This window comes from Streptomyces sp. 142MFCol3.1, assembly GCF_000424945.1.
GTDB classification, from domain to species: Bacteria; Actinomycetota; Actinomycetes; order Streptomycetales; family Streptomycetaceae; genus Streptomyces; species Streptomyces siamensis.
On record NZ_AUKV01000008.1, the window covers coordinates 211,160 to 230,636 of the forward strand.

Here is a 19,477-nt window from a genome sequence, read left to right on the forward strand (position 1 = left end):
GGGCAGGCGGGGACGGCCGGACGGGACCCGGGGCGTCAGCGCTCGACCTTCGACTTGTAGCCGCGGCCCCACTGGAGGCCCCAGCCGTAGAGACGGTCGAGCTCGGCCTGGAAGCCGTAGACGAACTTGACCTCGCGGCGCACGGTCACCTCGCCCTTGTTGCTCTCGATCATCACGACCGCGCAGGAGCGGGCCTGTGGATGGCGCTCCTCCAGGCCGATCTCGATGCGCGGCCCGTTGCTCGGGTAGAGCGTGATGATGGCGTGGGTGCGGTCGAAGGCGGGGGTCTGGTCGTAGATGTAGACGAAGACCAGCAGCCGCTTGATGTCGTCGCGGTGGTCGAGGTTGACGTAGGCCGTCTCGCCCGACGCCGAGCCGAAGCGGTCGTCGCCGCTGAGCTTCACGTAGGGCGCGGCGTTGAGTTCGCCGAAGAAGCTGCCGAGCGGCTGGACGACGCCCTTGGTGCCGTCCGTCAGCTCGTACATGACGCCCAGGTCGAGGTCGACGTTGACCATGCTCTGGGTGTGCGCCTGGACCACTTCCGGCTTGAGGGTGCGGAAGGGGTGGCGCAGCACGCTGCCGCGCTGCGGGCCGCCGATGTCGGAGGTGCGCATCCGCCAGGACAGGTTGATGCGCAGGTTGCCGGTGGCCGCGCCCTGCTTGGTGAGCGAGACGGTGTGGTTGCGCTTGGTCAGTTCTATGGAGTTGGTGGCGGCGCTGCCGGAGTCGAAGTCCGCCGAGCGTCCTCGCCACAGGTCCTGCCAGATACCCATTCGGCCCCCCAGGTTCCTCGAAAGTGCGGCGGGGCGGCCGCGAGGACTGTTCCTCGTCGGCCGCCCCGCTTGAGAGCGTTCCTCGACCGGAGGGGTGTCACACCCCCGATCGTGCCGGGGTGTCACACGCCGGGTCCGGCCGGGCCGTCACACCCCGGAAGAGATCTCAGCCTTCTCGTCCGAGGTCTCGCCTTTTCCCTCGGCCGCGGCGAGCGCCTTGTTGCGGCGCACGGAGGACCAGAAGGACCAGGCGATCAGGACGACACCGACGAGGCCGGTGATGACCTCGTTGATCTCGTACTGGATGGTGACCATGAGGATCACGGCGAGGGCGCCGATCGCGTAGTGCGCGCCGTGCTCCAGGTAGACGTAGTCGTCGAGGGTGCCCTGGCGGACCAGGTAGACGGTGAGCGAACGGACGTACATGGCGCCGATGCCGAGGCCGAGCGCCATCAGGACGATGTCGTTGGTGATGGCGAAGGCGCCGATGACACCGTCGAAGGAGAACGAGGCGTCCAGGACCTCCAGGTAGAGGAACATGAAGAACGCGGCCTGTCCGGCGAGGACGACGGCCGGCTTCTTCTTCCCGGTCCGCTCGGCCTCCTCCTCTTCGTCGTGTTCGCGCTCCTCCTCCTCTTCGAGCTTGTCCTCGAAGTAGCCGGAGAGGCCGCCGACGACCATGTAGGTGATCAGGCCGGCGATGCCGGAGATCAGCACCGTCTGCGCCTTGTCGACGTGCGCGCCACCGTGCTGGTGGGCGTGCGTGGCGAAGGTGAACGCGGTGATCAGCAGGACGACCAGCGCGATGCAGACCGACAGCATGTCGACCTTGCCGAGCTTGGCGAGCGGGCGCTCGATCCAGCGCAGCCACTGGATGTCCCGGTCCTCGAAGATGAAGTCGAGGAAGATCATCAGCAGGAACATGCCACCGAAGGCCGCGATCGCCGGGTGGGCGTCGGTCACGAGCTCCTGGTAGTGGTCCTTGTTGTTCAGCGCCAGGTCGACGGCCTCGATCGGGCCGATCTTGGCGCTGATGGCGACGATGACGACGGGGAAGACCAGTCGCATACCGAAGACGGCGATCAGCACGCCGATGGTGAGGAAGATCTTCTGCCAGAAGGCATTCATCTTCTTCAGGATTCCGGCGTTGACCACCGCGTTGTCGAAGGACAGCGAGATCTCGAGGACAGCCAGGATCGCCACGATGCCGAAGGCGGTCCACCCCCCGTAGAACGCCGCTGCGACCAGACCGAGCGCGGTAATCGCGAACGACCAGCCGAAGGTTTTCAGAAGCACTGGCTACCCAATCGTGTATGTACGGGTCTCCCCCGCGCCGTACTCGGCTTTACCTAACGTTGACCACGAAGTCTAGAGGGCCGCCGCTCCGGCTGAGGTGGGTGGGCCTAGGAAACATTGACCCCGAAGTCCAGGGCGATGCCCCGCAGGCCCGACGCGTACCCCTGACCGACCGCGCGGAACTTCCACTCGTTGTTGTAGCGGTAGACCTCGCCGAAGATCATCGCGGTCTCCGTCGAGGCGTCCTCGCTCAGGTCGTAGCGGGCGAGCTCCTGGCCGTCGGCCTGGTTGACGACGCGGATGAAGGCGTTGCTGACCTGGCCGAAGGTCTGGCCGCGGTTGTCCGCGTCATGGATCGAGACCGGGAAGACGATCTTGTCGACGGTGGCCGGCACCTTGGAGAGGTCGACCAGGATCGACTCGTCGTCGCCCTCGCCCTCACCCGTCAGGTTGTCGCCGGTGTGCTCCACGGAGCCGTCCGGGCTCTTGAGCTGGTTGTAGAAGATGAACCACTCGTCACCGAGCACCCGGCCGCCGTTGCACAGCAGCGCGCTGGCATCGAGGTCGAAATCGGCTCCGGTGGTGGAGCGCGCGTCCCAGCCGAGCCCGATCATCACCTGCGTGAGGTTCGGTGCGGCCTTCGAGAGGGAGACATTGCCCCCCTTGGCGAGCGTGACGCCCATGATGCTGGTCCTCCCCGAGGTCTGTCTTTCAGTTGTGCAGCGGGTCCGGCACCGCACGCAAGGGCGCGGTGCCGGACCTCGGAGCCGAAGGCTGTACGACTCAGACGTTCACACCGAAGTCCTGCGCGATGCCGCGCAGACCCGAGGCGTAGCCCTGGCCGATGGCGCGGAACTTCCACTCGGCGCCGTTGCGGTAGAGCTCGCCGAAGACCATCGCGGTCTCCGTGGAGGCGTCCTCGGAGAGGTCGTAGCGCGCGATCTCCGCGCCGCCCGCCTGGTTCACCACGCGGATGAAGGCGTTGCGCACCTGGCCGAAGGACTGCTGGCGGTTCTCCGCGTCGTAGATCGAGACCGGGAAGACGATCTTCTGGACGTCGGCGGGAACGGCGGCGAGATTGACCTTGATCTGCTCGTCGTCGCCCTCGCCCTCACCGGTGAGGTTGTCACCGGTGTGCTCCACCGAGCCGTCAGGGCTCTTGAGGTTGTTGAAGAACACGAAGTTCTGGTCGTTGGCGACCTTGCCCTGGTCGTTCGTCAGCAGCGCGCTGGCGTCGAGGTCGAAGTCCGTGCCGGTGGTGGTGCGGACGTCCCACCCCAGACCGACGATGACCGCGGTCAGTCCCGGGGCCTCCTTCGACAGCGATACGTTGCCGCCCTTGCTGAGGCTGACTCCCACGAGTCCTCCCAATGATGTCCAGGGGCGGGGAGCCCCGAAGTGCGTTGGTATCGGATCAACGTGTCGATCCTAGTGACGGGTTCCCGGACCCCGCAGGCCCTGGAACCGAACAAATCAGAGGGTGTCGAGCGCCTTGACGTACTCGTTCAGGTCGCGCGCGTCCGGCAGGCCGTTGACGACGGTCCAGCGGACCACACCCTCCTTGTCGATGATGAACGTGCCGCGCAGCGCGCAGCCCTTGTCCTCGTCGAAGACGCCGTAGGCGCGCGAAGTGTTGCCGTGCGGCCAGAAGTCGGAGAGCAGGGGGTACTCCAGGCCCTCCTGCTCGGCGAAGACGCGCAGGGTGTGGATGGAGTCGTTGGAGACGGCGAGCAGCTGGGTCTCCCGGTCCGTGAACTGCGGCAGGTTGTCACGCAGGGAGCACAGCTCGCCCGTGCACACGCCGGTGAAGGCGAACGGGTAGAAGAGCAGCACCACGTTCTTCTCGCCGCGGAAGTCGGACAGACGCACGGTGGCGCCGTGGTTGTCCTTGAGCTCGAAGTCCGGGGCCTTGCTGCCGACCTCGATCGCCATGGTCACTCGCTTCCCTTCCGAGGGTCTGTTCGGGTGACGACCACCCTACGCAGGGAGGCGCTCGCGACCCTGTGCGGGCGGCCCGCGCCCTGCCGAGGCCACCCGGGCGGCCCCTCGGCGCGGCCGGAACGAGCCTCGGCCCCGGCCGGCGAAGGCCTCCCGGGTGGACCGGCCCGGCCGCCGAAGCCCTACGCGCGGGCGAGGCCGGCCCGGCCGCCGACGGCCTCGGCGCGGGCGGGACCGACCCGGCCGACGGTGTCCGGCGCCGCCCCGGCGACGACGGCCCGGCCGCCGCTCCGGGGCATGCGTGAGGCCCCCGCCGGGTCGGTCCGGCGGGGGCCTCACGCGGTGCTCTGCGGAAGGCGGAGCGGGATCTCAGCGCTTGGACTTGGGCGTGCCCAGGCGGGTGCCCGACCATTCCTTGGCCACGGAGATGCTCTTCGTCTGGGAGAGGCCGGCCGTCTGTGCCGCATCGCTGATGTCGCTGGGCTCGACGTATCCGTCCCGGCCGGTCTTCGGCGTCAGCAGCCAGATCATGCCGCCGTCCTCAAGGAGACCGATGGCGTCCACCAGTGCGTCCGTGAGATCGCCGTCCTCGTCCCGGAACCACAGCAGCACGACGTCGGCGACGTCGTCGTAGTCCTCGTCGACCAGATCCTGGCCGATCAGCGATTCGATGCCTTCACGGAGCTCGTGGTCAACGTCGTCGTCGAAGCCGATCTCCTGGACCACCTGTCCGGGCTCGAACCCCAGCCTGGCGGCCGGGTTGGTCCGCTCCTCCGCGTGGTCCGCGGTCGCGCTCACGGCTTGCCTCCTGATCATGTTTCGGAATTAGGGCCTCCCCCGGCTCGTCAAGAACTCGGGGAAGTCTCAGCCACGCGCGTGCGCGAAGCATTGGCCGTAGTCCACACGGGCGGGGCGGATCGCGCAAGTACCCGGCCGTCGAGACCGCCGAAACGGTGACGATCCCGGCGCTGTCGACGCAACCCACGGCCCGCCGCGAGTACACCACGTGACACACACCACACCCTTCTGCCCCTTTTGTGAGTTTCGGAACCCCGTGGACGTACGAGAGCCGAACGACTTTGCGGAACGCGTCATGGAGTGAGCGTATCGTTACGTTTTGGTCCGGCACGTCCCGCCGATCTCGGCGAACGTGGCGGTTACCCCTTGGTAGAGATGACGTTTGCGTTCCCGAGGTACACGATGGGGAACGGTGAAATGACGGGGAAAAACCCACCGCAGACAGCCCTCTGACAGCGAAGGAACAGCGTGGCTTCCGGATCCGATCGCAATCCGATCATCATTGGCGGCCTTCCCAGCCAGGTCCCGGACTTCGACCCTGAGGAGACTCAGGAGTGGCTCGACTCCCTCGACGCCGCCGTCGACCAGCGGGGCCGTGAGCGCGCCCGCTATCTGATGCTGCGGCTGATCGAGAGGGCCCGCGAGAAGCGCGTGGCCGTCCCCGAGATGCGCAGCACGGACTACGTCAACACGATCGCCACCAAGGACGAGCCGTTCTTCCCGGGCAACGAGGAGATCGAGCGCAAGGTCCTGAACGCGACCCGCTGGAACGCGGCCGTGATGGTCTCGCGGGCCCAGCGCCCCGGCATCGGCGTCGGCGGTCACATCGCGACCTTCGCCTCCTCGGCCTCGCTCTACGACGTGGGCTTCAACCACTTCTTCCGCGGCAAGGACGAGGGCGACGGCGGAGACCAGGTCTTCTTCCAGGGCCACGCCTCGCCGGGCATCTACGCGCGCGCCTATCTGCTCGACCGGCTCACCGAGGACCAGCTCGACGGCTTCCGGCAGGAGAAGTCGAAGTACCCGAACGGGCTGTCCAGCTACCCCCACCCGCGCTCCATGCCGGACTTCTGGGAGTTCCCGACCGTGTCCATGGGCCTCGGCCCGCTCGGCGCGATCTTCCAGGCGCGGATGAACCGCTACATGCAGGCCCGCGGGATCGCGGACACCTCCAAGTCGCACGTGTGGGCGTTCCTCGGCGACGGCGAGATGGACGAGCCCGAGTCCCTCGGCCAGCTGTCGATCGCGGCGCGCGAGGGCCTCGACAACCTCACCTTCGTCGTCAACTGCAACCTCCAGCGCCTCGACGGTCCGGTGCGCGGCAACGGCAAGATCATCCAGGAGCTGGAGTCGCAGTTCCGGGGCGCCGGGTGGAACGTCATCAAGCTGGTGTGGGACCGCACGTGGGACCCGCTGCTGGCGCAGGACCGGGACGGCATCCTGGTCAACAAGCTGAACATCACCCCGGACGGCCAGTTCCAGACGTACGCCACCGAGACCGGCGCGTACATCCGACGGCACTTCTTCGGCGACGACCACCGGCTGCGCGCGATGGTCGAGCACATGACCGACGACCAGGTCCTGCACCTGGGCCGCGGCGGTCACGACCACAAGAAGATCTTCGCGGCGTTCTCGGCCGCCAAGGCGCACAAGGGCCAGCCGACGGTGATCCTGGCGCAGACGGTCAAGGGCTGGACGCTCGGCCCGAACTTCGAGGGCCGCAACGCCACGCACCAGATGAAGAAGCTCACGGTCGCCGACCTCAAGCACTTCCGCGACCGCCTCCACCTGCCGATCTCCGACAAGCAGCTGGAGGACGGCCCCCCGCCGTACTACCACCCCGGCCGGGACTCGGAAGAGATCCAGTACATGCACGACCGCCGCAAGGGACTCGGCGGGTACGTACCGACGCGCCTGGTGCGCGCAAAGCCCCTGGCGCTGCCCGACGACAAGACGTACGCGAGCGTGAGGAAGGGGTCGGGTCAGCAGTCGATCGCCACGACCATGGCCTTCGTGCGCCTGCTGAAGGACCTCATGCGGGACAAGGAGATCGGCAAGCGCTTCGTGCTGATCGCGCCCGACGAGTACCGCACCTTCGGCATGGACTCGTTCTTCCCGAGCGCGAAGATCTACAACCCGCTCGGCCAGCAGTACGAATCCGTCGACCGCGATCTGCTGCTCGCGTACAAGGAGTCCCCGACCGGCCAGATGCTGCACGACGGCATCTCGGAGGCCGGCTGCACGGCTTCGCTGATCGCGGCAGGCTCGGCGTACGCGACACACGGCGAGCCGCTGATCCCGGTGTACGTCTTCTACTCGATGTTCGGCTTCCAGCGCACCGGCGACCAGTTCTGGCAGATGGCCGACCAGCTGTCGCGCGGATTCGTGCTCGGCGCCACCGCCGGCCGCACGACGCTGACCGGCGAGGGGCTCCAGCACGCGGACGGCCACTCGCAGCTGCTCGCCTCGACCAACCCGGCCTGCGTCGCCTACGACCCGGCGTACGGTTACGAGATCGCGCACATCGTGCAGGACGGCCTGCGCCGGATGTACGGGCCAAACGCGGAGGACGTCTTCTACTACCTCACCGTCTACAACGAGCCGATCCAGCACCCGGCCGAGCCGGGGAACGTGGACGTCGAGGGCATCCTGAAGGGCCTCCACCGCATCGGCGAGGGCACCTCCGGATCGATCCCGGCGCAGATCCTCGCCTCCGGCGTCGCCGTGCCGTGGGCGATCGAGGCGCAGCGGATCCTCGCCGAGGAGTGGAACGTCAGGGCGGACGTCTGGTCGGCGACCTCCTGGAACGAGCTGCGGCGCGAGGCCGTCGAGGTGGAGCGGCACAACCTCCTGCACCCCGAGGAGGAGCAGCGCGTCCCCTACGTGACGCAGCGGCTGTCCGCCGTCCAGGGCCCGTTCGTGGCCGTCTCCGACTGGATGCGTTCGGTCCCGGACCAGATCTCGCGCTGGGTGCCGGGCACCTACCAGTCGCTGGGTGCGGACGGGTTCGGCTTCGCGGACACCCGCGGCGCGGCCCGGCGCTTCTTCCACATCGACGCACAGTCGATCGTGGTCACGGTGCTCACGGAGCTGGCCCGTGAGGGCAAGGTGGACCGCTCGGTGCTGAAGCAGGCGATCGACCGCTACCAGCTGCTCGACGTGGCGGCGGCCGACCCCGGCGCCGCGGGCGGCGACGCGTAGACCGTCCGTACGGCGACATGAGGGGCGGCGGGGCATCGGCTCCGCCGCCCCTTCGCCGCTTCTACGATGCGGGCATGAAGGATGAATCGGCACAGGCCCGCTGGGAACAGCACACCCAGCGTCCCCTGCTCGCGCTCGCGGTGGCCTTCGCCGTCGCGTACGCCGTGCCGATCGTGGACAACGACGCCGGCCGGTCGCTGGAACTCACGTGCACGGTGGTGGAGTGGACGGTGTGGGGGGCCTTCGCCGCCGACTATCTGGTCCGGCTGGTGCTGGCCCCTCGGCGAGGCGACTTCGTGCGCGGGCACTGGCTCGATCTGTGCGCGGTGGTGCTGCCGATCATCCAACCGCTGCGGCTGCTGCGGCTCGTCGCCACCCTGATGCTGGTGGGCCGGCGGGCGCGGATGGCCTCACAGATCCGCCTGACGACGTACGTCGGCGGCGCGGTGATCGGGCTGCTGATGTTCGGCTCGCTCGCGGTGCTGTCCGTGGAGCGGGACTCGCCCGACGGGAACATCAGAACGCTGGGCGACGCGGTGTGGTGGTCGTTCACGACGATGACGACGGTGGGGTACGGCGATCACGCCCCGACCACCGGGATGGGCCGGGTGCTCGCGGTCGGCCTGATGCTCTCCGGCATCGCGCTGCTCGGTGTCGTGACCGCCAACATCGCCGCCTGGTTCATCTCCCGCTTCGAGAAGGACGACGTGGAGGAACGCCGGCAGACCGCCGCGATCGAGGCCCTCACCGAGGAGGTGCGGGCCCTGCGCGCGGAGGTCGCCGCACTGTCCGGCGGGGCGGCCACCGGTGTCCCGCACCCGGTGCCGGGAACAGTGGAGGATGCCGCGCACCGGCCCGCCTACATCACGGTGGACGGCCGTTCCGCCGGGGCGGACGGCCGTCCACCGAAGTGACGCCGCGCGGCGCGGCCGGTCAGAACAGACCGTTGCCCGGGCCCGTCGAGCCCGCCAGCCAGAGGACCGCGAGCAGTGTGTCGACGGCACCGAGGACCACGGCGGTCAGGGCCGGCCAGGATCCTGAGCCCGCCCAGCGGCGGCCCATGGACAGATAGCCGCAGACGATGGCCGCCGGGCCGAGGAGGATCCCCAGCGTGAAGAATCCGGCGACCGCGCAGACGAGGCCGATGATGCCAAGGGTCGCGCGATCCGGCCCGCTCCCTGACCTCGTACGGCCACGTGAACGGGGGTACCTGCGCGTACCGTGTCCGAAGCCCGCCATCATCAACTCCTGAACTCCCATGACCTTTCGGTCGGTTCGGGTCGATGCGTCGGGTACCCCCGTTCCTCACCTTCAGACCTGCACGCGCGCTGCCCCCCTCCGGCAGCGCGCCGCAGCTCCGGCCGTCCCCCGGGTCGTACGGAGGACTTGACCCACTGTGACCTGCGGCGCGGACCGAACGGGAGGGATCTTCGCCGCAGTCACCCTGATAGGCGAAACCGGCCGGGAGGCCCCGCAGGTCGACGGCTGCCGGACGACCGGTGTGCGATCGCCCGTCAGCCGTGGACGGCCCGTCAGATGTGCCCGGCGCCCGCCCCGACGGCCTCCGCGTTCTCGCCCCGCTTGGTGAGCATCGCGACGAAGACCGCCACGACGGCCACACCGGTGGCGACGAGACAGGCCAGGCTCATGCCGGAGATGAACGTGTCGTGGGCGACGTCGGTGATCTGCGCGGCGATCGCGGCCGGTGTGTCCTTGGTGACCGGCGCTGCACCGACCTGCACCGCCTCACCGGCCCGGTCGAGCTGGGCCGGGGTGAGCGGCGGGAGCTTGGCGTCCGCCCAGTTGCCCGCGAGGTCGCCGTCGACCTTGGAGGCCATGACGGCGCCGAGCACCGCCGTGCCGAGGCTGCCGCCGATCTGCATCGCGGCCTGCTGGAGCCCGCCGGCGACACCGGACAGCTCCATCGGCGCGTTGCCGACGATGACCTCGGTCGCGCCGACCATGACCGGCGCGAGGCCGAGGCCGAGCAGCGCGAACCAGAGCGACATGATGCCGCTGCCCGTGTCCGTCTTCAGCGTGGACATCCCGAACATGGCGATCGCGGTGAGGGCCATGCCGCCGGCCAGCGGGATGCGCGGCCCGGACTTGGTGATCAGCGCGCCGGCCAGCGGCGAGCCCACGATCATCATGCCGGTGAGGGGCAGCAGGTGCAGACCGGCGTCGACCGGGCTCATGCCGTGCACGTTCTGCAGGTAGAAGGTGACGAAGAACAGGCCGCCCATGAAGGCGATGGCCATCAGCACCATGAGGACGACACCGGCCGACAGGGCGACGGACCGGAAGAGCCCGAGCGGGATGAGCGGCTCGCCCACCTTGCTCTCCCAGACGGCGAAGAGCACGAAGCCCAGCACCGAGGCGCCCAGGAAGGCCCAGGTCGTACCGGCGCCCCAGCCCCAGGTCGGGGCCTTGATGAGCGCCCAGACCAGGCAGAACATCGCGCCGGACAGCAGCGCGATGCCGGGCAGGTCGAAGGAGCGGGGGGCCTTCTCGGCGCGGTGGTCGGTGAGGATGACCAGGCCGAGGACCAGCGCGACGGCGCCGACAGGCACGTTGATGAAGAACACCGACTGCCAGCTGACGTGCTGGACCAGCAGACCGCCGAGGATCGGGCCGCCCGCCGTGGAGGCGCCGATGACCATTCCCCAGATGCCGATCGCCATGTTCAGCTTCTCGGCCGGGAAGGTCGCGCGCAGCAGGCCGAGCGCGGCCGGCATCAGCAGGGCGCCGAACAGGCCCTGGAAGACGCGGAAGGTGACCACCAGGGCGATGCTGTCGGACAGGCCGATGGCCCCCGAGGCGGCGGCGAAGCCGACCACGCCGATGAGGAAGGTCTGCCGGTGCCCGAACCGGTCACCGAGCTTGCCCGCGGTGATCAGGGTGACCGCGAGGGCCAGGAAGTATCCGTTGGTGATCCACTGGACGTCGGCGAAGCTGGCGCCGAGGTCCTTCTGGATGGCCGGGTTGGCGATGGCGACGATGGTGCCGTCCAGGGCCACCATCATGACCCCGACGGCCACGGTGATGAGGGTGAACCACGGATGGCCGCGCAGCCCCTTGGCCGGAGCCTGGCCCGACGGGTCGAGCGGACTCCTGTCCCCCGGACCCGTCTTGTCGAGGGTGGTCTGACTAGTCATGCCCGCGAGGTTAGTGACAGCCGCTGACAGTTGACAAACCAATTCACAAGTCGGTAACTGTCACGTCACTCACGGATAGGCTGAACCGGTCGAACCGCACGGAAGCGAGGGTCATGGAGACGGCGGACACGATCGGGGCGGAGCCGCGCCCGGGCCTGCGCGAACGCAAGAAGCAGCGCACCCGGGACGCGCTGCTGCGAGCCGCCCTCGAACTGTTCACCACCCAGGGGTACGAGCGGACGACCGTCGACGAGATCGCCGACGCCGTCGACGTGTCCCAGCGCACCTTCTTCCGCTACTTCGCGGGCAAGGAGGACGTCGCCCTGTTCGTCCAGCGGCTCGCCGAGTCCCACTTCCTCGCCGCCGTGCGCGAACGACCGCCCCACGAGGCGCCGTTGGAGGCGCTGCGACGGGCCGTCCTGGAGAGCTGGGACACCATCGGCGAGGCGATCGAGGCGGTCGTCCCGATCGAACTGCACATGCGCACCTTCCAGTTGATCGAGTCGACCCCCGCCCTGCTCGCCGCCCACCTGCGCCGCTCCGCCGAAACGGAGGAGGAGATCGCCGGGGTGATCGCCGAGCGCGAGGGCCTGGACGTCGACGCGGACCCCCGCCCACGCGTGGCGGTCGCCGTGTTCGGCGGCGTGATGCGGGTCACAGGGCGGCTGTGGGGTGCGGGCGAGGACACCAGCGTCGAGGCGATCCGCGCGCTGACGGCGTCCTATCTCGACCATGTGGGGCCCGCGTTGGCGGAGAAGTGGCGCACGTAGCGTCACATCTCGCACAGGCGTCGCAGCAATTCGGCCACGTAGCGTGAGTATTTAACTCAAACTGAACCCGGTTTGCCCCAATTACCCCACCAGAAACGTGATCCCGCTCACTCGTTTAACGTGAGGCACTCCGCTTCTCCTAGGGTGTCCTCTCAGTGACTTCCTTCGACACGTCTCCCCAACTCAACGTCTGGCGCGCGCTGCTCGCGCTGGCCGTGGTGTTCGTGATGCTCGCCACAAGTGGCTGGACCGCTCTCCACAGCCACCGCGAAGCCACCCCGCTCCAGGCGTCCCGCGACGCCTGGGGGCACGGGCACATCGCCGGACGGCCGCTGCCCGACGCCCAGTCGGCGCCGGGCGTGGTGGCCCGCTTCTTCGCGACGCTCGACGCCCAGCAGCGCACCCGGCTCGCCCACCGCTACCCGCTCGCGGTCGGCAACATGAACGGCGCGCCCGTGACCCTGCGCTACCGGGCGAACCGCATCGCCCTCGACCAGCAGCGCAAGGTCGAGCGCAAGCGCATGCACGACAACCGGCTGTCGCCCCTCGGCCAGCGCGACGCGGGCCGCCGCATGCACCGCTACGAGGCCCTGCTGCACAAGGGCCGCAAGATCCTCGCCTTCGACCCCATCGGGTCGGGCCGGGTCGCCGAGGTCTTCGGCAGCCTCGACAAGGCGGAGCGGATCTCGGTCGTGGTGCCCGGCGTCGACACCGACCTGCTGACCTTCCAGCGCACCTCCAAGAAGTACTCGGCTCCGGTCGGCATGGCGCGTTCGCTGTACGCGGAGGAGCGCGCCGCGGGTCCGGGCACGCGTATCGCCGTGATCGCCTGGGCCGACTACACGGCGCCCAGCGGGCTCGGCATGGACGCGGCCACCGCCATGCGGGCGAAGGAGGGGGCGGTGCGGCTGAACGCGCTGCTGCGCGCCCTGCCGGGGGAAGCGCCGGTGGCGCTGTACTGCCACAGCTACGGCTCCGTGCTGTGCGGGGTCGCCGCCCACGAACTGCCCGCCCGGGTCTCCGACATAGCGGTGGCGGGAAGCCCCGGGATGCGGGCCGAGAAGGCGGCCGACCTGCACTCCTCGGCGCAGGTCTGGGCGATGCGGGACCGCGACGACTGGATCCAGGACGTGCCCTACCTGGAGGTCGGGGGTCTCGGGCACGGCGCCGACCCGGTGTCGAAGGGGTTCGGCGCGCGGGTGCTGTCGGCGGACGGGGCGCAGGGGCACGCCGGCTACTTCGAGCCGGGCACGGAGAGCCTCCGCAATTTCGCGGAGATCGGTGTTGGCGCGTACCGCTCGGTGAGCTGCGCACGTGACGATGAAGCGTGCCGGGCGGGTTTGTCCGACGCCGCGTCGGTCTGACGCGCGTAGAGAGCGAAAAACTGCGGTCCGTACGAGGAGGCGACGGAGGCTTGCGTGCCGCATACGATGGCCCGCATGGGTGACGTACTGGCCGGATTTCATGCCGCCTGGGAGTTCGAGTCCGACTCCGTGCTCATCCGCTTCGAACGGGGGATTCGTACGCCGAAGCTGTTCCAGGCGCTCGGTGAACGCCGTATCCCCCTGGAGGCGATCGCGGCGGTGACGCTGACGCCCGGGAAGCGCGGCACGGTCGTTCTGCGCGCCGCGCCACGGGCGGGCGCCGATCCGCTGATGGAGGCTGCCGCGGGACAGCTGAAGGAGGGGTGCGACCCCTACCGGCTGGTGCTGCCCGCGGACCGCGAGACCCTCGCCGAGTACTACGCGGACGAACTGCGCGACCGACTCACCACCGGCGACGAACCGGCCGACCGCTATCTGGTGGATCCGCCCGCGGGGCCGCTCCAGTTCAAGGCGTACGACGGGAAGGCGTCCTTCGACGGCAGGGCGGTGTCCTTCCGCTGGTTCTGGACGGGAGCCTCATCCGCGAAGTGGAAGGCCGGCGACCAGAGTTTCCCGGTGGCCGACCTGAGCGGGGTCGAGTGGCGCTCCCCCGAGGTCTTCGAGGGCCACCTGCGGCTCCTGCGCCGTACCCCCGCGGTCGAGCAGCCCGCCCAGGCCGACCAGGATCCGGCGGCCGTCGTCTTCGGCCTCGGCTACGGCCCGGTGCACGAGTCGCTGCCCTTCGCCGCCGCCGTGCTGGCCGCGGTGCGGTCCGCCGGCCCCGCAGCCGTCGCCGCACCGGCTCCCCGCCGCGATCCGGCCGACATCGCCGACCGGATCCGTCACCTCGGCGAACTGCACGAGGCCGGGCTCGTCACGGACGAGGAGTTCAGCAGCAAGAAGGCCGAACTGCTGGCGGAGCTGTAGGACAGCCCAGCCTCCGCACCCGGAGTGCCGTCCTGCCCGGCTCGCACCCATGTCCCGGGCCGGGGATATGCGGCCCGTCCGGCGCTTGAGGGCGAAGCCCTCCAGACCGAAGCAGGGGCCTGGGGGCGCCAGCCCTCAGGCCGCCGCGACGGGTCCGGCTCCTCGGGCCCGCGGCGCCGATTCTGGACCTTGCCGACGGTGCTGTCCGTCCTCAGGTCCTCTCCGACGCCAGGGCCCGCCCCGCGTCCGCATAGAAGTTGATCTTGTGGTCGAGCACCGCGAGCGTGTCCTGGAGCTCCGCGATCCGCGCCTTGACGTCCCGGCGCGTCGCCTCAAGGAGTTCGTAGCGCTCGATGTAGGTGTGATCGCCCTCGCGCACGAGTTCCGCGTACCGGACCATGTCGGCCACGGGCATCCCGGTGAGCCGCAGTTTGCCGACGAGGCCCAGCCAGTCGAGGTCGCGGTTGCTGTACCGGCGCTGCCCGGTGTGCGAGCGGTCGATGTGCGGCATCAGCCCGATGCGCTCGTACCAGCGCAGGGTGTGCGCGGTGAGGCCGGTGAAGGCGACGACCTCGCTGATCGTGTAGTTGTCCTGGCCGTCCGGGCGCAGGTGCCGCTCGGGCGGCGCCGCGCAGACGTCGGTCCTGCTCCTGGTGCCGGTCTCGGCCGCCTCGGCCGTGGTCTCCATCACCGTCATGACCCCCACGCTAGAACCTTGGAGTGCACTCCAAGCAAGCCGAATCAGGTGAAATTCCGGCGACTCGGCCCGGAGTGGGTGGCTACCGTGCCGATCATGAGTCTCGTACGACGTGCCGTGCCCGAGGACGCCAGGGAAGTACTGCGTCTGCGCCAGGTGATGATCGACTCGCTGGGGACCCCGGGCGACGCTCCGCCGGACGCCTCCGCATGGCATGCGGAGTCCCTCCCGACCGTACGCGGCCGGCTGGCCGACACCGACGGCACCTTCGCCGCCTTCGTCGTCGACCATCCCGACCGGCCCGGCGCCCTCGCGGCACTCGTCGTAGGGACCGTCGAATACCGGATCGGCCGCGCGGACAACCCGCACGGCCGGGTCGGCCACGTCTTCAGCGTCGCCACCGACCCGGACACCCGGCGCCGCGGTTACGCCCGCGCGTGCATGGAGGCACTCCTCGACTGGTTCCGCGAGCGGGGCGCCGCGCAGGTCGACCTCAACGCGTCCGCGGAGGCCGAGCCGCTGTACGCCGCCCTCGGCTTCGTGCGCAAGCCGGACCCCTCGATGCGTCTGCAGCTGTGAGCCGCTTAGGCTCGTAGGCATGTCCCTGCAGAGCCTGGCGCTGATCTCGAACTGGCCCGTTCCCACCGCCGCCGCGGCGGTCGTCCGCGCGGACGGCGCGGTACTGGGGACGCACGGCCCGCTGGAACACCGTTTCAAGCTCGCGTCGGTCACCAAGCCGCTCGCCGCGTACGCCGCGCTCGTCGCGTACGAGGAGGGGGCGATCGACCTCGACGAACCGGCGGGACCCGCGGGGTCGACGGTCCGTCATCTGCTCGCGCACACCTCCGGACTCGCCTTCGACGAGCACCGTACGACCTCCGCGCCCGGGGAGCGGCGGCTGTACTCCAACGCCGGGTTCGAGGTGCTCGGGGACCACATCGCCAAGGCGACCGACATCCCCTTCGGCGAGTACCTGCGCCAGGCGGTGCTGCACCCGCTGGGTATGACGTCGACCACACTCGACGGCTCGCCCGCCAAGGACGGCGTGTCCACGGTGGCCGACCTCGTCCGCTTCGCCGCCGAGGTGCAGGCGCCGCGGCTGCTCGACCCCCGGACGGTCGCGGAGGCGATGAGCGTGCAGTACCCGGGGACGAAGGGCGTGCTGCCGGGGTACGGGCACCAGAACCCCAACGACTGGGGTCTCGGGTTCGAGATCCGCGACCACAAGTCGCCGCACTGGACCGGGAATTCGTCCTCGCCCCGCACCTTCGGGCACTTCGGTCAGTCCGGCACGTTCCTGTGGGTCGACCCGGTGGCGGGCGCGGCGTGCGTAGCGCTGACGGACCGGGCCTTCGGGGCCTGGGCGGCCGAGGCGTGGACGCCGTTCACCGACGCCGTGCTGGCGGACCTCCGCCGCTGAGCCGGGCCTTCACCGCTGCACCGCTCGCCGGCCCGTCACCCAGGGGCTGCGCCCCGGACCCCGGTACCGCCCGGGACGGTCCCGTCCGCGCACGAACGCCGGACGGAACGGATCCGGGATCACGGCTCACAGCGCACCGCACACAGCTCACGGCACGGCTCACGGCTCATGGCGCGGTCATCTCCCACAGCAGGAGTTCCGCCGGGGCGCCCGCCACGGCCTCCAGGTCCTTCGCCTCGGTGATCCGCGCGGCGTCCCCGGCCGCCAGTTCCTCGCCGTCCAGGCGGATTTCGCCGCGCACGACATGCACGTAGACGAAGGGCGCGTCGGGGACCGCCGTGCGCTCCCCCGCCGTCAGCCGGCGTACGTGCAGCATGGCGCCCGCCTCTGGCACCGCGTACGGCGTGGAGTCCGCGATGCCGTGGACGATCTCGTACGCCGGGTCGCCGCCCGGCTCCAGCGGGGCCAGCCACATCTGCACGAACACGAGCGGTTCCGTGCCGTCGTTGCGTTCCGCGTGCCGGACACCGCCCGCGGAGCTCAGCCGCTGTACGTCGCCGGAGCGCACCACCGACTCGTGCCCGGCCGAGTCCCGGTGGGTCAGCTCCCCCTCCACCACCCACGTGACGATCTCGGTGTGGCTGTGCGGGTGCTCGTCGAAGCCCGCGCCGGGCGCGAGCCGCTCCTCGTTGCAGGCGATCACGGCGCCGAAGCGGAGGTTGTCCGGGTCGTAGTGCGGACCGAAGGAAAAGGCGTGGAGGGAGGAGATCCCGGCCTCCGGATCCCCTCCGCGGTAGCGCTCGTCGGCGCGGCGGACGTCCATCACGGGCACCACGGTAGCCGCCGGTCCGACGCCCTTCGCGCGCTTAGCGGTGACCCGCCGCCGCACGGCTCCGTCCTGATAAGGCAGTCTTGTCCCGTGCCCGAACCCGAAGCCAGCAACACCGACCGCCCGTCGCACGACGTCCACACCCACTCCGCGACCCTGAGGCGACTGGAGAAGTCGTCCGGAAGTCTCGCCGCCCAGGCCATCGCGCGGATGGACGAGACGCTGCCCTGGTACCGGGCCATGCCACCGGAGAACCGTTCCTGGATCGGGCTCGTCGCGCAGGCCGGTATCGCCGCCTTCACCGAGTGGTTCCGGCACCCGGACGCCCCGCAGGCCATCTCCACCGACGTCTTCGGCACGGCTCCCCGCGAGCTGACCCGGGCGATCACCCTGCGCCAGACCGTCGAGATGGTGCGGACGACCATCGAGGTCATGGAGAGCGCCATCGACGAGGTGGCCGCGCCGGGCGACGAGTCCGTGCTGCGCGAGGCGCTCCTCGTCTACGCCCGTGAGATCGCCTTCGCGACCGCCCAGGTGTACGCGCAGGCGGCGGAGGCACGCGGTGCCTGGGACGCGCGCCTGGAGTCGCTCGTCGTGAACGCGGTGCTCTCCGGCGAGGCGGACGAGGGCGCCGTCAGCCGGGCCGCCGCCCTCGGCTGGAACTCCCCCGAGCACGTCTGCGTGGTGCTGGGCACGGCACCCGACGGGGACAGCGAACTGACCGTGGAGGCGATCCGGCGGGCCGCCCGGCACGCCAAGCTCCAAGTGCTCACCGGGGTCCTCGGGGACCGCCTCGTCGTCATCGCGGGAGGCAACGACAACCCGCTCGCCGTCGCCAAGTCGCTGATCGGACCGTATGCCGCCGGGCCCGTCGTGGCCGGGCCGATCGTGCCCGACCTGCTCGCCGCGACCCGCTCCGCGCAGGCCGCCGCCGCCGGGCTCAAGGCGTGTTTCGCCTGGCAGGACGCCCCGCGGCCGGTTCTCGCGGACGATTTGCTGCCGGAGCGCGCGATCGCCGGAGACCCCTCCGCGCGCGAACAGCTGGTGGAGGAGATCTACAGACCGCTGGAAGAAGCCGGCTCCGCGCTCCTGGAGACCCTCAGCGTCTACCTGGAACAGGCGAGCAGCCTCGAAGGCGCGGCCCGCATGCTCTTCGTCCACCCCAACACCGTGCGCTACCGGCTCCGACGTGTGACTGACGTCACCGGCTGGTCGCCGTCGGATGTACGCTCCGCATTCACCCTGCGCATCGCGCTGATCCTGGGGCGTCTTACCGATGGAGATCCCCAGACCTAGCTTTTTGTCGGGGACCTACAATTCCCCTTCGTGTTCTTCGTCCCTGTCCCCACGGGCGGCCGTGGCCGTCCACAAGAGAGAGTGTGAGAGTGCTCGTACTCGTCGCTCCCGGCCAGGGCGCCCAGACGCCCGGCTTCCTGACTCCTTGGCTCGAACTCCCCGGCGCCGCCGACCGCATTGCCGCGTGGTCGGAGGCCATCGGACTCGACCTCGCCCACTACGGCACGCAGGCCGACGCGGACGCGATCCGGGACACGGCTGTCGCGCAGCCGCTGCTCGTCGCCGCGGGTCTTCTGTCCGCCGCGGCACTCGGTGACATCGCACCCGGTGCCGTCGCGGGCCACAGTGTCGGTGAGATCACCGCCGCCGCGTTCGCCGGAGTACTCGACGACACCGCCGCGCTCCAACTCGTCCGCAAGCGGGGCCTGGCGATGGCCGATGCCGCCGCCATCACGCGGACCGGCATGTCGGCGCTCCTCGGCGGGGACCCGGAGACGACGGTCCCGCACCTGGAGAAGCTCGGCCTCACCCCGGCCAACGTGAATGGCGCGGGCCAGATCGTGGCCGCCGGCACCCTGGAGCAACTGGCCACTCTGGAGGCGGACAAGCCCGAGGGCGTACGCCGTGTCGTCGCCCTGAAGGTCGCGGGCGCGTTCCACACCGCTCACATGGCCCCCGCGGTCGACGCGTTGGCGAAGGCCGCCGAGGACCTGACGCCGGCGGACCCGACGGTCCGGTACGTCTCGAACAAGGACGGCCAGGTCGTCGACAGCGGTGCCGAGGTCGTCTCGCGCCTGGTCGGCCAGGTCGCCAACCCGGTGCGCTGGGACCTGTGCATGCGGACGTTCGAGGACCTGGGCGCGACCACGCTGATCGAGGTGTGCCCCGGCGGCACGCTCACCGGACTGGCCAAGCGCGCGCTGCCCGGCGTCCGGACGCTGGCCCTGAAGACCCCCGAAGACCTCGACGCGGCTCGCGAACTCGTCGCCGAGCACAGCCCGGCCTAAGGAGCC

At 70.0% G+C, this 19,477-nt stretch carries 19 protein-coding genes; 9 read left to right on the forward strand and 10 right to left on the reverse strand.

Translation table 11 applies throughout. From position 1 onward, the window contains the following. Window positions 1-35: 35 nt before the first annotated feature. From H305_RS0113835 to H305_RS0113865, 6 genes are all read right to left on the reverse strand, one after another. Window positions 36-773 (reverse strand): TerD family protein, encoded by a 738-nt coding sequence (locus tag H305_RS0113835; protein ID WP_028800921.1) that lies wholly within the window; start codon window positions 771-773, stop codon window positions 36-38. Between the two features lie 147 nt (window positions 774-920). Next, entirely contained in the window at window positions 921-2,069 is a 1,149-nt protein-coding gene (locus H305_RS0113840) for a DUF475 domain-containing protein (RefSeq protein ID WP_028800922.1), read from the reverse strand. 107 nt (window positions 2,070-2,176) lie between these two features. Then, on the reverse strand, window positions 2,177-2,752 hold the full coding sequence (locus tag H305_RS0113845; protein ID WP_028800923.1) for a TerD family protein: 576 nt from the start codon (window positions 2,750-2,752) through the stop codon (window positions 2,177-2,179). A 100-nt stretch (window positions 2,753-2,852) separates the two neighbouring features. Next, complete coding sequence (locus H305_RS0113850) at window positions 2,853-3,428, reverse strand: TerD family protein (protein ID WP_028800924.1); 576 nt, start codon at window positions 3,426-3,428, stop codon at window positions 2,853-2,855. 114 nt (window positions 3,429-3,542) lie between these two features. Next, a complete protein-coding gene (locus H305_RS0113855; RefSeq protein ID WP_028800925.1) occupies window positions 3,543-4,001 on the reverse strand; it encodes a peroxiredoxin in 459 nt (152 codons plus the stop codon). Window positions 4,002-4,376: 375 nt separating this feature from the next. Next, a complete protein-coding gene (locus H305_RS0113865; RefSeq protein ID WP_028800926.1) occupies window positions 4,377-4,805 on the reverse strand; it encodes a DUF3052 domain-containing protein in 429 nt (142 codons plus the stop codon). Window positions 4,806-5,273: 468 nt separating this feature from the next. Between H305_RS0113865 and aceE the strand changes: the two genes are divergently transcribed. After that, the gene (aceE, locus tag H305_RS0113870) at window positions 5,274-8,006 is read left to right on the forward strand and encodes a pyruvate dehydrogenase (acetyl-transferring), homodimeric type (RefSeq protein ID WP_028800927.1); all 2,733 of its coding nucleotides are present in this window, start codon (window positions 5,274-5,276) and stop codon (window positions 8,004-8,006) included. A gap of 74 nt (window positions 8,007-8,080) precedes the next feature. Further along, entirely contained in the window at window positions 8,081-8,920 is an 840-nt protein-coding gene (locus H305_RS0113875) for a potassium channel family protein (protein WP_028800928.1), read from the forward strand. Between the two features lie 19 nt (window positions 8,921-8,939). Here the strand turns inward: H305_RS0113875 and H305_RS0113880 are convergent, their stop codons facing one another. Further along, window positions 8,940-9,248, reverse strand: coding sequence for a hypothetical protein (locus tag H305_RS0113880; protein ID WP_028800929.1), 309 nt, complete (start codon window positions 9,246-9,248; stop codon window positions 8,940-8,942). A 290-nt stretch (window positions 9,249-9,538) separates the two neighbouring features. Continuing rightward, on the reverse strand, window positions 9,539-11,161 hold the full coding sequence (locus H305_RS0113885; RefSeq protein WP_028800930.1) for an MFS transporter: 1,623 nt from the start codon (window positions 11,159-11,161) through the stop codon (window positions 9,539-9,541). 113 nt (window positions 11,162-11,274) lie between these two features. On the opposite strand from H305_RS0113885, the gene H305_RS0113890 reads away from it, so the two are divergent. The 3 genes from H305_RS0113890 (at window position 11,275) to H305_RS0113900 (ending at window position 14,222) form a co-directional block, all read left to right on the forward strand. After that, a complete protein-coding gene (locus H305_RS0113890) occupies window positions 11,275-11,931 on the forward strand; it encodes a TetR family transcriptional regulator (RefSeq protein WP_028800931.1) in 657 nt (218 codons plus the stop codon). 155 nt (window positions 11,932-12,086) lie between these two features. Continuing rightward, window positions 12,087-13,295, forward strand: a complete 1,209-nt coding sequence (locus H305_RS0113895; protein ID WP_028800932.1) for an alpha/beta hydrolase — start codon at window positions 12,087-12,089, stop codon at window positions 13,293-13,295. A 75-nt stretch (window positions 13,296-13,370) separates the two neighbouring features. After that, a complete protein-coding gene (locus H305_RS0113900; protein WP_028800933.1) occupies window positions 13,371-14,222 on the forward strand; it encodes a DUF4429 domain-containing protein in 852 nt (283 codons plus the stop codon). Window positions 14,223-14,433: 211 nt separating this feature from the next. Here the strand turns inward: H305_RS0113900 and H305_RS0113905 are convergent, their stop codons facing one another. Next, entirely contained in the window at window positions 14,434-14,919 is a 486-nt protein-coding gene (locus tag H305_RS0113905; protein ID WP_028800934.1) for a MerR family transcriptional regulator, read from the reverse strand. 96 nt (window positions 14,920-15,015) lie between these two features. Between H305_RS0113905 and H305_RS0113910 the strand changes: the two genes are divergently transcribed. Together H305_RS0113910 and H305_RS45745 are read left to right on the forward strand one after the other, a co-directional pair. Further along, on the forward strand, window positions 15,016-15,498 hold the full coding sequence (locus H305_RS0113910; RefSeq protein WP_028800935.1) for a GNAT family N-acetyltransferase: 483 nt from the start codon (window positions 15,016-15,018) through the stop codon (window positions 15,496-15,498). 19 nt (window positions 15,499-15,517) lie between these two features. Continuing rightward, the gene (locus tag H305_RS45745; protein WP_037763785.1) at window positions 15,518-16,339 is read left to right on the forward strand and encodes a serine hydrolase domain-containing protein; all 822 of its coding nucleotides are present in this window, start codon (window positions 15,518-15,520) and stop codon (window positions 16,337-16,339) included. A gap of 166 nt (window positions 16,340-16,505) precedes the next feature. Here the strand turns inward: H305_RS45745 and H305_RS0113925 are convergent, their stop codons facing one another. Next, window positions 16,506-17,162 carry a pirin family protein gene (locus H305_RS0113925; protein WP_037763845.1) on the reverse strand — a complete coding sequence of 219 codons (657 nt, stop codon included), beginning with the start codon at window positions 17,160-17,162 and terminating at the stop codon, window positions 16,506-16,508. A 96-nt stretch (window positions 17,163-17,258) separates the two neighbouring features. On the opposite strand from H305_RS0113925, the gene fasR reads away from it, so the two are divergent. Together fasR and H305_RS0113935 are read left to right on the forward strand one after the other, a co-directional pair. Further along, window positions 17,259-18,464, forward strand: a complete 1,206-nt coding sequence (gene fasR, locus H305_RS0113930; protein ID WP_028800938.1) for a fatty acid biosynthesis transcriptional regulator FasR — start codon at window positions 17,259-17,261, stop codon at window positions 18,462-18,464. An 89-nt stretch (window positions 18,465-18,553) separates the two neighbouring features. Further along, on the forward strand, window positions 18,554-19,471 hold the full coding sequence (locus tag H305_RS0113935; RefSeq protein ID WP_028800939.1) for an ACP S-malonyltransferase: 918 nt from the start codon (window positions 18,554-18,556) through the stop codon (window positions 19,469-19,471). Window positions 19,472-19,477 lie beyond the last annotated feature (6 nt).

Bases quoted from the DNA above. Each gene is read 5' to 3' on its own strand.
- H305_RS0113835 (WP_028800921.1), bottom strand. From the start codon at position 773: ATGGGTATCTGGCAGGACCTGTGGCGAGGACGCTCGGCGGACTTCGAC.
- H305_RS0113845 (WP_028800923.1), bottom strand. From the start codon at position 2,752: ATGGGCGTCACGCTCGCCAAGGGGGGCAATGTCTCCCTCTCGAAGGCC.
- H305_RS0113855 (WP_028800925.1), bottom strand. From the start codon at position 4,001: ATGGCGATCGAGGTCGGCAGCAAGGCCCCGGACTTCGAGCTCAAGGAC.
- H305_RS0113875 (WP_028800928.1), top strand. From the start codon at position 8,081: ATGAAGGATGAATCGGCACAGGCCCGCTGGGAACAGCACACCCAGCGT.
- H305_RS0113880 (WP_028800929.1), bottom strand. From the start codon at position 9,248: ATGATGGCGGGCTTCGGACACGGTACGCGCAGGTACCCCCGTTCACGT.
- H305_RS0113885 (WP_028800930.1), bottom strand. From the start codon at position 11,161: ATGACTAGTCAGACCACCCTCGACAAGACGGGTCCGGGGGACAGGAGT.
- H305_RS0113890 (WP_028800931.1), top strand. From the start codon at position 11,275: ATGGAGACGGCGGACACGATCGGGGCGGAGCCGCGCCCGGGCCTGCGC.
- H305_RS0113900 (WP_028800933.1), top strand. From the start codon at position 13,371: ATGGGTGACGTACTGGCCGGATTTCATGCCGCCTGGGAGTTCGAGTCC.
- H305_RS0113905 (WP_028800934.1), bottom strand. From the start codon at position 14,919: ATGACGGTGATGGAGACCACGGCCGAGGCGGCCGAGACCGGCACCAGG.
- H305_RS0113910 (WP_028800935.1), top strand. From the start codon at position 15,016: ATGAGTCTCGTACGACGTGCCGTGCCCGAGGACGCCAGGGAAGTACTG.
- H305_RS45745 (WP_037763785.1), top strand. From the start codon at position 15,518: ATGTCCCTGCAGAGCCTGGCGCTGATCTCGAACTGGCCCGTTCCCACC.
- H305_RS0113925 (WP_037763845.1), bottom strand. From the start codon at position 17,162: ATGGACGTCCGCCGCGCCGACGAGCGCTACCGCGGAGGGGATCCGGAG.